The organism is Arthrobacter sp. 05N428_2 (genome assembly GCF_056397065.1).
On record NZ_JBFTMR010000012.1, the window covers coordinates 1 to 14166 of the forward strand.

The window sequence follows — 14166 nt, forward strand, 5'->3', positions numbered from 1 at the left end:
AACCCGCGCATATCAGTCTGACAGCGCCGTCGATCAAGACGCGCCGGCCAACCGGAGCAGGCGGGGAGCGAACACAAAAGAGCGGTCCAAGACATCCAGCCTTGGACCGCTCACCCATGCCCGCTTGACAAGGAAGGCCTACATATCAGTTGTGCAGCGCGGCCCACAGGTTCAGCGACGCCGCGAACACCGTCCAGGACAGGTAGGGGAGCATGAGCAGCCCGGCGGTGCGGCTGATCGGCCCGAAGCGCAGCACCGTGACCGCAACTGCGAGAGCCAGTGCCGCGATGATGACGAAGCCGATCCACAGCGCGGGGGTTCCCAGCGCCGGATACAGGCCAAAGAACGCCGGCGACCACAGCAGGTTCAGCACCAGTTGAACCGCGTAGGCCTTGAGGGCGCCCCGGGTGTGTTCTGCCCGATGGCGCCACACCAGCCACGCCGCGACCGCCATCGCCAGGTAGAGGACGGTCCAGACCGGCCCGAAGACCCAGTTCGCCGGCGACCACGGAGCTTTGTCCGCGGCCGCATACCAGCCGCTGACGTTGGTCGCGGTCGCCAGCCCACCGAGCGTGGCAACAACGGCCGACGCCGCCACCAACACCAGCAGCGCCAGGGCCTGGGAACCGCGATTCCCGACCGCGTCCGGGCGGGTGGGCTGACGGGAGAGCGACGGTTCCGGCTGGGCAGGCATGCCTCCAGCTTAATCGGCGTACGGACGGCCGGGCACGGTGACCCGGCACCCTGAGGGCTCCTGCCTCCCGATAGACTTGAGGCTGCATGCCAGCCATGCCGCCGAAGCTCGTCCGCGAAGATTGGATACCGCACCCTTGCGAGAATTCACTGCCCGCTTTGCCTCCGCCGAAGAGGTCGCCAACTGGGACGCCCACGTCACAGCGAACCCCAACGGTGGAAACCTGCTTCAGTCCGAGGCTTTCGCCGAGGTCAAGCAGCACTTCGGCTGGAAACCCCTTCACCTGGTCTACGAGACGGCAGAGTTCACGAGCTACAACCTGGTCCTGGAGAAATCCTTCCCCGTGCTCGGCAAGCTCTGGTACCTGATCAAGGGACCCGATGTCGCGTCGGTGCAGGATATCCCAGGCATCGTGGCCGCCAACGCCGAGTTCGTCAAGCGCGCCAGGCTCGGCGTCTTCGCCATTAAAATCGAACCGGACATCATCCTCTCCGACGACGCCCGCCGGGTCATCGAAAGCGCCGGGCTGGTCAAGACCCACAACCTGCAGCCCAACGACTCCACCGCGTTGCTGGACATCTCGCCGGAGGAAAACCAACTGCTCCGCAACCTGCACTCGCGCGGCCGCAACGCCGTTCGACGGGCCATCCGCGAGGGAGTGGAGGTTCACAACGTGGAGCCCACCGAAGAAAACTTCCGGGCGATGTACGCGCTGATGACCACCACCGTCGAGGCCAAGTCCCAGGTCCGGGTCCGCGAATACGAGTACTACCGCCAGTTCTGGTCCAACTTCCTGGCCCGAGGCCAGGGCCGGCTGCTCTTCGTTTACGAAAACGACGTGCCCTCGGTGGGCGCGTTCGTGATCAACTACGGGCGGAAGGCCACCTACAAGGACGGCGGGTCACTGCAGAAACGCGCGCAGTACGGCGACTCGCACCTGGTCCAGTGGACGGCGATCAACCAGCTCAAGGACCTGGGCTGCACGGAATACGACTTCTGCGGCACCCCGCCCAGCGACAAGCTCAAGGACACCGCCAACCCGTTCCACGGCCTGGGGCTGTTCAAGACCAGCTTCAGCAAGACGGTCACGGACTTCGTCGGCTGCTACGACCAGGTCCTCAGCCCGCTGAAGTACAAGGCCTGGATGGCGGCCGGAGAACGCGTGGCACGCCAGCTGTACACGCGGCGTACGGGCCAGCAGTTCTATTAAGCGCCCGCCAAGCTGAATTAAGGAGGCCGGAATGAACAAACCACCCGACGGCCGCCGCGGGCCGCACACCGACGGCCTGCCCCGGACCGAACCGATGTCGCCCCTGCAGGTACGCCAGAACGCCGCTGCCAAACGCATGCTGCGCAGGCTGGTGCAAGGCGAGAATCCGCCGACGGCGCCGCTCAGCATCGTTGACCGGCTGGCCGGGAGCCCCTACGCCAACCCGATGATCCAGGTCGGGGGGGTGGACACCTCCGCCCGCAAGACCATCGACTTCGCGCTGAAGCTGGCCGAATCCATGTTTCGGTACGGTGCCGGCGCCCTGGAAGTGGAAACCAGCATCATCGCCATTACTGCCGCGCTGGGGTTGAAGAATATCGAGGTGGACATCACCAATCAGTCGGTGGCTATCAACTATGCGCCCAAGGACCAGACCCCCATCTCGTTGCTGCGCGTGGTGCGGTCCTGGACCAACAATTACGCCGGCCTCGCCGAGGTCCACCAGCTGGTCACGGACATCGTGGCCGGCGGTATGGGCCGTGAGGAAGCGGTGCGCCGACTTGAAGACATCACGCACAGTTCGAAACCCTTCCCGCGCTGGATGGTCACCGTGGCGTTCGGTGTGTTCTCCGCCGTCTTCGTCGGCGTGCTGGGCGGCGGGGTGGCTGCCTCCGGCATCGCCTTTCTCTCCAACCTGCTGATCAGCCTGCTCGCGCGGCAGTTGGGCCGCTGGCGCACGCCGGACTTCTTCATCACTGCGGCGTGTTCCTTCGTCGTGACCCTGATCGCGTTGCTTCTTTGGCGTTTCGGGAGCCCGGTGGGATTCCAGATCGCCCCGGCAATCGTGGTGGTGGGCGGCATCCTGCTGCTCCTGCCCACCGGCCGGCTGGTCTCGTCGGTGCAGGATGCGATCAACGGCTTTCCGGTCACAGCGGCCGGCCGGTTCCTGTCCACCATGCTGACCTTCGGTGCACTCGTTTCCGGTATTGCCGTCGGCTTTGTCGTGGGGGCGATGACCGGGATGGAATCAATCGACGTCACCGAAACATTCCCGCCGAAGTATCCCTTGTGGGCGCTGGTCGCGCTGGTGGCGATCGCCGTCGTCGCGATCGGCGTCACTGAGCAGACCTCGCCGAAGCTGTTGTTGCCGACGGCGGCGGTCGGCGTCGTAGGCCATTTGGTCCTGGTAGGGGGCACTGCCGTTGGCGTCGGCCCGCGGTTCGCCCCGGCCCTCGCCGCCGTCGTCATCGGCCTGCTGGCCAGGGTGGTGGCGCTCCGGATGGGGGCCCCGCAGCTGGTGGTCGCCGTCCCCGCGGCGCTCATCCTGCTGCCCGGGCTGACTATATTCCGGTCCATGTATGTATTGACGATTGAGGAATCTGAGATCCTGGTGGGTGCCGGCGGGATGCTCAACGCCGCGGCGATCGTGCTGGGAGTGGCGGCCGGCATCGTGCTCGGCGATACGCTTGCTCGTCCGCTGACGCGGAGCCTGGCCAGCAACGAGCGGCGCCGGGCCAGACGCCGCTAGGTGCGGCGGGATAGCCCTTCCGGCCACCCTGATGCGCCGAGTTTCCCCACTTTTGCCCGGAGTCGGCGGCGGGGCGGCCAGCCGCACCGGCGTGTCCGGGCGTCATGATGGCAAAGGTGGGGAAACCCCGAAGCGCTGTTAGATCTTGCCGATGGGGAGCTTCTTCTCGGCCTGGAAGTCGTCCTCCACCCGGCCCGTGGCCCAGTAGCCGGACAGCGAGACCTGGCTGCGCTCGAGTCCGCGCTGGGCGTAGAACACCTCGCGCAGGCCCTTCATGTAGCCGCGCTCTCCATGCGCGAAGACCTGGACCCGCCCGTCCGGCCACGTCGCGCCGCCCACCGCGTCCACCAGCAACCGGGTGCTGCCGGCCGGAGCGCCCCGGCGCAGGAGCCAGCGCAGCTCGAGGCCCTCGGGCGCGTCGAGGGCCAGAACGTCCGCGTCGCTGTCAACCTCCAGGAAGGCGAGGCCGCGGGCGTCGCGGGGGAGTGACTCGATGGCGGCGCCGATCGCCGGCAGGGCGGACTCGTCGCCCGCGAACAGGTGCCAGTCTGCCGCCGGATCCGGGTTGTAGCCTCCGCCGGGGCCGGTGAAGGCGAGGGTGTCGCCGGCCTGGGCGGCGGCGGCCCACGGGCCGGCCAGGCCCTCGTCGCCGTGGATCACGAAGTCGATGGCGAGCTCGCCCGCCGTTTCGTCGACCCAACGGACGGTGTAGGTCCTGCTGAAGGGCCACTGTTCCCGCGGGCGGGATTCCCGGATAGCCGTCAGGTCCAGCGGCTGCGGGTAGTCGATCCCCGGTTGCGGGAACGCGATCTTGATGTAGCGGTCCACATAGCCGTTGTTGACGTAGGCGGCGAATCCCGGGCCGCCGGCGACGATCCGGACCATGTGCGGCGAAAGCTGCTCCCGGCGCAGGACCGTGAGCGTGGTTTGGGGCCGGGAGCGCCGGGCATCCGCGGCGGCGGCGGGGGCAGAAGTCATGAGGCTAAGCCTAGCTAAGAACCCGGTCAGGGCAGCGCCGGCAATTCCCAGTCCACGACGCCGTCGCCCTGGGCAGTCAGCAGTTCATTGACCCGGCTGAAGGGCCGGGAGCCGAAAAAGCCGCGGGCGGCCGAGAGCGGACTGGGGTGCGGGCTGGCGATCACGGCGGCGGAGCCCAGCAGCGGCCGCACGCCCTCGGCGTCCTTGCCCCAGAGCACCGCCACGAGGGGTGCCGGGCCGCCGCCGTCGGCTCGACGGTCCGCGACTGCCCCGATGGCCGCCGCTGTGACAGCTTCCCAGCCCTTGTTGCGGTGCGAACCGGCGGCTCCGGCGCGGACGCTGAGGACCCTGTTCAGCAGCAGCACCCCCTGCTCCGACCAGCGGCTGAGGTCACCGTGCACCCGCGGCGGCAGGCCCAGGTCGGCGTCGAGCTCCTTGTAGATGTTGGCTAGGCTGCGCGGGATTGGCCGGGTCCGGCCGTCCACCGCGAACGACAGCCCGACGGCGTGGCCCGGCGTCGGGTAGGGATCCTGGCCCACAATCAGCACCCGCACTCCGGCCAGCGGCTGGCGGAAGGCACGCAGCAGGTTCGACGGCGCCGGGAGCACGTCGTGGCCGTCGGCTGCCTCGACGGCGAGGAATTCGAGGACTTCCCGCAGCTGCCCCTGCACCGGCGCCAGCGCGGCGGCCCAGTCGGGCGCCACGAGTCCTTCCAGCGGCAGCCGGGCCAGCTCCGCGAAGCCGGGGGTCCCGGCAGCCTCGGGTTCGAGCTGGAAGAGCGCGTCGGGATCTATCGAAGTGGGCACCGTCCCATTCTCGCAGTTCGTCCCGGGACCAGCCCGCCGCCAAATGACAAGCCTGTTATTCGGCCGTAACATGTGGGGGAGACCTATCGGAACGAGTCAGGGAGTGTGTCGTGGCCGAAGCAGCACCCGAGTACCAGCGGGCTGAGCGGGCGGACCTGACGACGGCGGCCGGCGACTCGCCGCTGAGCAGCCGGGACCAGCAGATGCTCGCCCTGGAGCGGCAGTGGTGGAAGTATGCCGGCGCCAAGGAACAAGCCATCCGGGAGCTCTTCGACCTCTCGGCCACGCATTATTACCAGATCCTCAACGCCCTGATCGATACCGAGGCGGCCTTGGCGCACGATCCCATGCTGGTCAAGAGATTGCGTAGACTACGTACGTCACGACAACGTGCCCGCACCGCACGCCGCCTGGGTTCAGACGCGTAAAATCCGCGGGAAGCCGAGCCGCAGGCGGGATTCCGTGGGGAATCCGGCGGCCGGCTATCAGCCAGAAATCAGCAAGGACGTCGCTTTACCATGACCAAATACGCTCGGGATGAATTCGATCGGGTCCCGGAGACCGCCGCGCGCCAGGGTGTCCACCGGACAGTCTCCGCACCCCGCTCCCGGCGGCTGGGTCCCATTCTGTCCGCCGGGACTGCGGCCCTCGCGATCGGCCTGGTTGCCTTCCTGCTGCTGCCGAAGCTGGGCTTCGGGCCCTCTGGCGGCTCTGCCATGAGGGCTGACCAGGCCAGTAACAACGCCGCCGCGTCGACGACGCCTCCCACCGCAGCGGCCACCCCGTCGCCCTCCGCTAGCGCTGACCCGACCGGCAGCCTCGCCCCCGCAGGCTCGACGCCGCCCCCGTCGGCGACGCCCTCGGTGCCGCCCGCTGCCGTCGTCGACAAGACACAGCCCGTGACGGTCTACAACGGAACCACGACGGCGGGGCTGGCTGGCCGTGTCGGATCCACCGTCACTTCTGCGGGCTGGGGCCTCGGGCCTGTCGGCAACTGGGCCGGCGCCCCCCAGCGAGCCTCCGTGGTCTTTTACGACGGCCCGGCCCAGAAGGCCAACGCCCAGGCGCTGGGCTCGCTCCTCGGGATCTCCATGCTCGTAGATTCCGCCGATTTCAAGATGCCGCTCGTCGTCGTGCTGGGACCCGGCTTCATGTAGGACGCTGGAGCGTTTGGTTACAGTGGCTGCGGACGTCCTTCCGCAGGCCGCGGCGCACAGCGAGGTGGGCCGCGAGGAAGCTAGCTGAAAGTGTGGAGAACATGGCATTGGGGACCGTGAAGTGGTTCAACGCTGAAAAGGGCTACGGCTTCATCACCGTGGACAGTTCCGGTGACGACGTGTTCGTGCACTGGTCCGCGATTGCGGGCGAAGGCTACCGGGCCCTGGCCGAGGGCCAGCGGGTAGAGCTGGAAGTGGGCGAGGGCGAAAAGGGCCCGCAGGCAGAAAGCGTCCGGCCCGCCTAGTGGCACTCCTTACCGGGGCCGCTGCGGCCACTGGGGCCCGCGGCCCGAAGTCGGTATCCGGGCCCTCGAACGCGCGCCGGTTCAGTTGTGCCGTAGCCGCCGGCCTTGCAGCCGCCATGGCCCTGGGCGCCTGCGCGGGTCCCACCGGGAACGCCCGGGTGGGCGCCGTGGACGCGGCCGGCGACGGCACCCTGCGGATCGGCCTGATCCTGGACAGCACCGGCAAACAGGGCTTTCTCAACGCATCCCAGCTGGCGGCGGCCAAGCTCGCGGTCAAGGAAATCAACGCTGCTGGCGGACACAAGGGCAAGCCCGTGGAGCTGCTGCCGGAATCGATCGGCACGGACACCGCCGCCCAGGCCAAGAACCTGGTGGCCGCCAAGGCCGACGTCGTGATCGGCCCCACCGACTCCAGCCGGGCGCCGGACGCCATTGACGTGCTCTCGCGCGCCAAGATCGCGATCATTTCCCCGGCCAACACGGCGCCGGGGCTCAGCAAATACAAGAGCGGCGGCTACTACTTCCGGACCGTCGCCGCCGATGTGGCGCAGGCTTCGGTCCTCGTCAAGCTCGCCAAGGACGGCGGTGCCAGGACCATCGCCGTCGTGCACGAGGAAGGCAGCTACGGCAAGGAGGTCTCGGTAGCCGTCTCCGAAGCCGCGAAGGCCGCCGGCCTCGGTACCTCCGTCGACGCTGAATTCAAGGCCGGCCAGGCCCAGCAGGCGGCAGCAGCCGCTAAGGCGGCCTCCCCGGACGCCGTCGTCCTGGTAGCCCGCGACGGCGCCCAGGGTGCCATCGCCGAGCTCAACAACGCGGGGCTGGCAGGGCGCAAGCTCGTCCTGAGCGACGGGGCAGTCAACCAGTACGGACAGGGCCTCGGCTCCACGGCCCTGGACGGCGCCCGCGGGATTCTTCCCGGCATGTTCCCGTCCGCGCACTTCCAGGCCGAACTCGTGGCCGTCGACCCCGGCCTGAAGGACATGGCGTTCGCGGCCGAGACGTACGACGCCGTCAACCTCGCCGCGCTCGCCGCCGCCGCGGCCGACGACGATGCGGGGGCGTCCATCGCCGCGAAGCTGGTCTCCGTCTCCGGCGGAACGACAGCCGCTCCCGGCGGGTCCTCCGGCGAGGCCCAGGCCTGCACGACGTACCAGGACTGTGTGACGGCACTCCGTGCCGGCAAGCGCCCCGACTATGAAGGTCAGTCCGGACCGATCAATTTCGACAGCAATGGTGACGTCACCGTCGCGGGCTACATGGTCTACAGCTACGGCGCGGACAACACCGCCAAGATGACCGGCACCGAAACGGCCCGCAGCGCGGGGTCCTGATCGCTCCTAGCGAAGAGCGGGCCCAGTGACGGCTCCGGGGACAGGCACTGCTTGCACTCTCCCCGGGGGAGTGCTAATTATTGAGTTAGCACTCCCGCGTATTGACTGCTAACACGACGCCCGGTTTCGGCCGTTGCGTGTGGCGGCCGATTGACCGGGAGCGAAAGAAACACCTGGCTGGGGTGAGATCCCCGGTCCGGCGGCGTACAGAGGCTGCCGGACAGGAATCGTCCGTCGCGGGCACCACAACCAAGGTTCATTCTTAACGACTGTCCCGAAAGGACTACTGCCGTTATGGCCAAGATCATTGCATTTGATGAAGAGGCACGCCGCGGTCTTGAGCGGGGCCTGAACATCCTCGCCGACGCCGTCAAGGTCACCCTCGGCCCGCGTGGACGCAACGTCGTCCTCGAAAAGAAGTGGGGCGCCCCCACGATCACCAACGATGGTGTTTCCATCGCCAAGGAGATCGAACTGGACGACCCTTACGAGAAGATCGGCGCCGAGCTGGTCAAGGAAGTTGCCAAGAAGACGGACGACGTCGCCGGCGACGGAACCACCACCGCCACCGTGCTCGCCCAGGCCTTGGTCAAGGAAGGCCTGCGCAACGTCGCGGCCGGCGCTGACCCGCTGTCCCTCAAGCGCGGCATCGAAAAGGCCGTCGAGGCGGTCACCCGCGAGCTCCTGGCTTCCGCCAAGGAAATCGAAACCAAGGAAGAGATCGCCGCCACCGCGTCCATCTCCGCCGGGGACAACGAAATTGGCGCCCTGATTGCCGAAGCCCTGGACAAGGTCGGCAAGGAAGGCGTCATCACCGTCGAGGAGTCCAACACCTTCGGCCTCGAGCTGGAGCTCACCGAGGGCATGCGCTTCGACAAGGGCTACATCTCGGCCTACTTCGTCACCGACGCCGAGCGCCAGGAAACGGTCCTTGAGGATCCGTACATCCTGATCGTCAACTCCAAGATCTCCAACGTCAAGGAACTGGTTGCTGTCCTCGAAAAGGTCATGCAGTCCTCCAAGCCGCTGCTGATCATTGCCGAGGACATCGAGGGCGAGGCCCTGGCCACCTTGATCGTCAACAAGATCCGCGGCACCTTCAAGTCCGTCGCCGTCAAGGCTCCGGGCTTCGGCGACCGCCGCAAGGCCCAGCTGGCCGACATCGCCATCCTGACCGGCGGCCAGGTCATCTCCGAGGAAGTCGGCCTCAAGCTTGAGACCGCCGGCCTCGAGCTGCTCGGCAAGGCCCGCAAGGTCGTTGTCACCAAGGACGAGACCACCATCGTTGAGGGTGCCGGCGACGCCGACCAGATCGCCGGTCGCGTGTCCCAGATCCGTGCCGAGATCGAGAACTCCGATTCGGACTACGACCGCGAGAAGCTGCAGGAGCGCCTGGCCAAGCTGGCCGGCGGCGTTGCAGTCATCAAGGCTGGTGCCGCAACCGAGGTTGAGCTCAAGGAACGCAAGCACCGCATTGAGGACGCCGTCCGCAACGCGAAGGCTGCTGTCGAAGAGGGCATCGTCGCCGGCGGTGGCGTGGCTCTGATCCAGGCCGGCGCCAAGGCGTTCGCCAACCTGCAGCTCGAAGGTGACGAAGCAACCGGTGCGAACATCGTCCGCGTTGCCATCGACGCCCCGCTGAAGCAGATCGCCTTCAACGCCGGCCTCGAGCCCGGCGTCGTGGTGGACAAGGTCCGCGGCCTGCCCGCAGGCCATGGCCTGAACGCAGCCACCGGCGAGTACGTCGACCTGCTGGCAGCCGGCATCAACGACCCGGTCAAGGTGACCCGCTCTGCCCTGCAGAACGCGGCTTCCATCGCCGGCCTGTTCCTGACCACCGAGGCCGTTGTGGCCGACAAGCCGGAGAAGAACTCCCCGGCCATGGGTGGCGGCGACGACATGGGCGGCATGGGCGGCATGGGCGGTTTCTAGCCACCCGGCCATCCGGCCCTCACCATCTGTGCCGACAAGGTCCACGTCGGCACGCCCGGTACGACGACGGCGGTCCCACCTTTGGGGGGCCGCCGTCGGCGTTTAAGCGTTTAAGCCCCCCACCCCGGCACGCCCCCTCAGTTGTGGCGGCATTTTGGCTTACGCTCCCTCAGTTGTTGCCGTGGTTCGCCCGACGCACCCCGACCCGAAACCGGCGTTCCGCCGGTGGTGCGGGAGCGTTGGGTGGGTTGGCTCCGGTGGTGCGGGAGCGTTGGGTGGGTTGGCTCCGGTGGTGCGGGAGCGTTGGGTGGGTTGGCTCCGGTGGTGAGGGAGCGTTGGGTGGTTTGGCTCCGGTGGTGAGGGAGCGTTGGGTGGTTGAGGTCTGGCAGGATGGTGCAGTGACGATTACTGCAGCGGCCGACGGTTCGGCTTTAGGAAACCCGGGTCCGGCCGGCTGGGCTTGGTACGTGAACGACGATTGCTGGCGTGCCGGCGGATGGCCGCACGGCACCAACAACCAGGGCGAGCTGATGGCTGTCCTGGACCTCTTCCGGGCCACGGCCCACCTCCCGGACGAGGCCCTGCACATTCTGTGCGACAGCCAGTACGTCATCAATTCGGTGACGAAGTGGATGCCCGGCTGGAAGCGGAAGGGCTGGCGGAAGTCCGACGGCAAGCCCGTGCTCAATGTCGACCTGCTGAAGGAAATCGACCAGGCACTTCGCGGGCGTACGTACACTTTCGAATGGGTCCGCGGCCACGCAGGCCACGACCTCAACGAGGCAGCGGACGAGCGCGCACGGGCTGCCGCGGGTGCCTACCAGCAGAGCGTGGCCCCGCGGCAAGGCCCCGGCTTTGTCCGCGCCGGCGACGCGGCCGTCCCTGCTCGGCAGTCCCTCCCGGCCGCGCCCGCGGCGCAGGCTGCCCCAACGGCAGGGATCCGGCCGGTCCAGTCCAGTCCACAGGGCGCCCGTGCCGGAATCCGGGAAATGGTGGGCGAACCCACCCTGTTTGGCGAATCCGGACTCTTTAGCGAACCGGACCTCTTCAGTGAGCTAGCGGAAGACTCCCTTGCCTCAGGCCTGGAGCAGAGCGCAGAGGCAATCGTTGAGGCTCTGGAGCGGGAGCTGCTGCGCCCGGAGACCCGCGCCGACGTGGGCCGCACCGGTGTGTTGCTGCACCCGGACTTCACCGAAATCGGCAGCTCGGGCCGCCTTTGGACCCGTGACGAGATGATGATGGCCCTGGAGGACGACCCGGGTGCCCCCGTGGAGCTGGAACTGCTGGCCGCGGAACGCATCAGTGAAGGTAGCGTACTCCTGACGTACCGCAGCCATGACCGCTCCGGGATGGTGCTGCGAAGCTCCCTCTGGGTCCTGGACGGCGTCCAGTGGCGGCTGCGCTTCCACCAAGGCACCCCCGAGGCATAGCGGCCGCACGCGCCCGGGCCGGCCTGCACCAGCGGGCGCCGGGCCGCTCCGGGGCCGCCAAGGCAGTGCCGGTCCAGCCCCGGCAGCTAGCCGAATCGCTGGGCATTGTTCAACTCCGCCTGGGCGTAGTTGGCGGCCGCCGAGTTCAGGGCGAGGTTGATCGAAGCCAGTGAGGCCTCGACCTTGCCCTGGGTCAGCGCCCATTCGGCAAGCAGGGCCTGGAAGTTGGTGGCGGCCGCCCCGCGCCAGCTGCCCTGCAGTTCGTCCAGGCCGCGCTTCATGGCCTGGACGTCGGCGCTGATTCTTTCGACGGTGGCCTGGACATTGGCGGACTTGAGCTGGAGTTGTTCGGTGTCGACGGAAATGATGCTCATGTGGTGGCCTTTCGAGCGTGCCGGTAGGCAGCCGGGCGTCCCGACTTGGTCTCAGGGGGAGCAGGACTCCCGGCTGCCTGGGGTGGAAGCGCCCGGAGTTCCCGGACTCTTCGAGCCTAGGCAGCGGCCCGCCCCGGTCCCAGCGGGCAAGTTCCCTATGTGGAAAACGTTAGCTGCGCACCGTGCCGGGCGAGGCGTCTTCGTCCGTGTCAGAGGCCTCGGCCGCTGATTCCGGCGGTTCCGCTTCGGCCAGGTGCGGGAGGCTGATCACCAGGGTGGCGCCGCCGCCGTCGGTCGGCTGGACGCGGACCGAGCCCGAGTGCGAGCCGACGATGGCGGCCACGATGGCCAGTCCCAGGCCGCTGCCGCCGGTCTCCCTGGTCCGGGAGGTGTCCGCCCGGTAGAAACGCTCAAAGATCCGGTCGGCCTCGTCCTCGGGGACACCTGGCCCGTGGTCGCGGACCTCGACCACGGAGCGGAGTGCCCCGGCAGGATCGGTCCGCAGCCCCACGGCGAGTTCGATCGGGCTGCCGTCCGGCGTGTAGCGCAGGGCGTTGCCGACGAGGTTGCCGATGACTTGGCGCAGCTTCGACTCGTCTCCCATCACCGGGGCCGGGGCGCCGGCATCGCCGTCGAGCCCGCGGAGCGAGATCACCCGGCTGCGGTCGCTGGCCTGGGTGTCCACCACCGCGTCGTGGGCCAGCAGCAGCAGGTCCACGGGTTTGCGCTGCAGCGGGCGCTGTTCGTCGATCCGGGCCAGCAGCAGCAGGTCCTCCACCATCGCGCCCATCCGCTTGGCTTCGCTCTCGATCCGTCCCATCGCGGTGGCCACATCCTCGGGAGTGGCCAGGGCGCCGTGCCGGTAGAGCTCGGAGTAGCCGCGGATGGTGACCAGCGGGGTGCGCAGCTCGTGCGAGGCGTCGGCGGCGAAGCGGCGCATCTTCGCCTCGGAGGCCGTCCTCGCGGCGAAGGCGGACTCGATGTGCGCCAGCATGGCGTTCAGGGACCTGCTGAGCCGGCCGACCTCGGTGTCGGGATTCTCGACATCCACACGCCGGGACAGGTCGCCCGCGGCGATGGCGGCCGCGGTTTTTTCCACCCGTGCGAGCGGGCGGAAGGACCGGGTAACGGTCCAGGTTGCGATGAAGAAGGCGAGTACGAGGGTCAGCAGCCCGACGCCCACCACCACCAGTGTGGCGTGCTCCATCACCGAATCCACCGGGTAGAGCGGCAGCCCGATCACCACGACGGCGGCGCGCTGGCTTCCGTCGAGCACGTTGACCGCCACCACCCGCCAGTTGCGGCCGTCGGTGCCGCCCACCTCGAACGGAGCCTCGTTGCGGCTGCGCGCCTCGTCGGGGGTGATGCTGCTGATGGCCGGGCGTGAGCTCTTGCTCCCGCCGAAGATAAGAGTGGGCTGGCCGGGGATGAAAAGCACCAGCGAATAGTCGGTGGGGACGTTCGGGTTCTGGTCCTGCAGCTGGCTGAAGGACTGCTGCTGCCGCGCCGTCCCGACGGCGGCCTTGAGCTTGTCATCGACCTGGCCCTGCAGGTAGCTGTGGACCAGGGCGAGTGTGCCCGCGCCCGTGGCCGTGAGGGCCACGAGCATCAGGCTCATCATGATCGCGACCAGCTGCGACCGCAGCGACGCCCTCCTCCAGCGTTCCAGCAAGGTCAGCGCTTCTCAGCCGTCCGCAGCACGTAGCCGACGCCCCTCTTGGTCTGGATCAGGGCCGGCGCCTCGGGGTCGATGTCGACCTTGCGGCGCAGGTAGGAGATGTAGGACTCCACGATCGAGGCGTCGCCGTTGAAGTCGTACTCCCAGACGTGGTCCAGGATCTGGGCCTTGGACAGCACCCGGTTCGGGTTGAGCATGAGATAGCGCAGCAGCTTGAACTCGGTGGGGGACAACTCGACCACCGTGCCGCCGCGGCGCACCTCGTGGGCGTCGTCGTCGAGCTCCAGGTTGTCGACGCGGATGACGGCGTCGTCGTCCAGCAGCGGCTGGGTGCGGCGCAGCACGGCGCGGATGCGGGCCACCACCTCGTCGAGGCTGAACGGCTTCGTGACGTAGTCGTCGCCGCCGACGGTGAGCCCGGTGACCTTGTCCTCGGTGTCGTCCTTCGCGGTCAGGAACAGTACGGGGAAGTGCTTGCCCGCGGCGCGCAGGCGGCGGGTGACGGTGAAGCCGTCCATGTCCGGCAGCATCACGTCCAGGACGGCGAGGTCCGGGGCGTGCAGCTCGGCGGCGGCGAGGGCGTCGCGCCCGGTGCCGGCAGAGACGACCTCGAAACCGGCGAAACGCAGCGAGGTGGACAGCAGCTCGCGGATGTTGGGTTCATCATCGACAACGAGCAGCTTGGCTTCTGGACCGTTCTTTTTCATGGTTCCCATAATGCTCCCAGACTCTGTGAGTTTTCT

14 protein-coding genes are annotated in these 14166 nt (G+C 68.0%); 8 read left to right on the forward strand and 6 right to left on the reverse strand.

Annotation, left to right across the window (positions count from 1 at the left end; translation table 11 throughout):
• Window positions 1-145 precede the first annotated feature (145 nt).
• Complete coding sequence (locus AC1DGI_RS13610; RefSeq protein WP_476899226.1) at window positions 146-694, reverse strand: TspO/MBR family protein; 549 nt, start codon at window positions 692-694, stop codon at window positions 146-148.
• A gap of 136 nt (window positions 695-830) precedes the next feature.
• On the opposite strand from AC1DGI_RS13610, the gene AC1DGI_RS13615 reads away from it, so the two are divergent.
• Window positions 831-1904 (forward strand): lipid II:glycine glycyltransferase FemX, encoded by a 1074-nt coding sequence (locus tag AC1DGI_RS13615; RefSeq protein WP_476899227.1) that lies wholly within the window; start codon window positions 831-833, stop codon window positions 1902-1904.
• Between the two features lie 31 nt (window positions 1905-1935).
• Window positions 1936-3432: a threonine/serine exporter family protein gene (locus AC1DGI_RS13620; RefSeq protein ID WP_476899228.1), complete on the forward strand. Its 1497-nt coding sequence runs from the start codon at window positions 1936-1938 to the stop codon at window positions 3430-3432.
• Window positions 3433-3570: 138 nt separating this feature from the next.
• Here the strand turns inward: AC1DGI_RS13620 and AC1DGI_RS13625 are convergent, their stop codons facing one another.
• Window positions 3571-4410: a siderophore-interacting protein gene (locus AC1DGI_RS13625; RefSeq protein ID WP_441402030.1), complete on the reverse strand. Its 840-nt coding sequence runs from the start codon at window positions 4408-4410 to the stop codon at window positions 3571-3573.
• Window positions 4411-4436: 26 nt separating this feature from the next.
• The gene (locus tag AC1DGI_RS13630) at window positions 4437-5216 is read right to left on the reverse strand and encodes a uracil-DNA glycosylase (RefSeq protein WP_441402031.1); all 780 of its coding nucleotides are present in this window, start codon (window positions 5214-5216) and stop codon (window positions 4437-4439) included.
• A gap of 155 nt (window positions 5217-5371) precedes the next feature.
• Here AC1DGI_RS13630 and AC1DGI_RS13635 point away from each other — a divergent pair, with 155 nt between their 5' ends.
• From AC1DGI_RS13635 to AC1DGI_RS13660, 6 genes are all read left to right on the forward strand, one after another.
• Window positions 5372-5644, forward strand: coding sequence for a DUF3263 domain-containing protein (locus AC1DGI_RS13635; RefSeq protein WP_476899283.1), 273 nt, complete (start codon window positions 5372-5374; stop codon window positions 5642-5644).
• A 90-nt stretch (window positions 5645-5734) separates the two neighbouring features.
• Complete coding sequence (locus tag AC1DGI_RS13640) at window positions 5735-6373, forward strand: LytR C-terminal domain-containing protein (protein WP_476899229.1); 639 nt, start codon at window positions 5735-5737, stop codon at window positions 6371-6373.
• A 101-nt stretch (window positions 6374-6474) separates the two neighbouring features.
• Window positions 6475-6678 (forward strand): cold-shock protein, encoded by a 204-nt coding sequence (locus tag AC1DGI_RS13645; protein WP_441402034.1) that lies wholly within the window; start codon window positions 6475-6477, stop codon window positions 6676-6678.
• A gap of 116 nt (window positions 6679-6794) precedes the next feature.
• Window positions 6795-8009: an ABC transporter substrate-binding protein gene (locus AC1DGI_RS13650; protein ID WP_476899284.1), complete on the forward strand. Its 1215-nt coding sequence runs from the start codon at window positions 6795-6797 to the stop codon at window positions 8007-8009.
• 294 nt (window positions 8010-8303) lie between these two features.
• Entirely contained in the window at window positions 8304-9941 is a 1638-nt protein-coding gene (groL, locus tag AC1DGI_RS13655) for a chaperonin GroEL (RefSeq protein WP_441403025.1), read from the forward strand.
• Between the two features lie 398 nt (window positions 9942-10339).
• Window positions 10340-11371: an RNase H family protein gene (locus AC1DGI_RS13660; protein ID WP_476899230.1), complete on the forward strand. Its 1032-nt coding sequence runs from the start codon at window positions 10340-10342 to the stop codon at window positions 11369-11371.
• A gap of 86 nt (window positions 11372-11457) precedes the next feature.
• Here AC1DGI_RS13660 and AC1DGI_RS13665 read toward each other — a convergent pair whose 3' ends face one another.
• The 3 genes from AC1DGI_RS13665 to AC1DGI_RS13675 form a co-directional block, all read right to left on the reverse strand.
• Window positions 11458-11745: a WXG100 family type VII secretion target gene (locus tag AC1DGI_RS13665; RefSeq protein ID WP_476899231.1), complete on the reverse strand. Its 288-nt coding sequence runs from the start codon at window positions 11743-11745 to the stop codon at window positions 11458-11460.
• Between the two features lie 169 nt (window positions 11746-11914).
• On the reverse strand, window positions 11915-13417 hold the full coding sequence (locus tag AC1DGI_RS13670) for a sensor histidine kinase (protein WP_476899232.1): 1503 nt from the start codon (window positions 13415-13417) through the stop codon (window positions 11915-11917).
• Between the two features lie 2 nt (window positions 13418-13419).
• Window positions 13420-14130 carry a response regulator transcription factor gene (locus AC1DGI_RS13675; RefSeq protein ID WP_476899233.1) on the reverse strand — a complete coding sequence of 237 codons (711 nt, stop codon included), beginning with the start codon at window positions 14128-14130 and terminating at the stop codon, window positions 13420-13422.
• Window positions 14131-14166 lie beyond the last annotated feature (36 nt).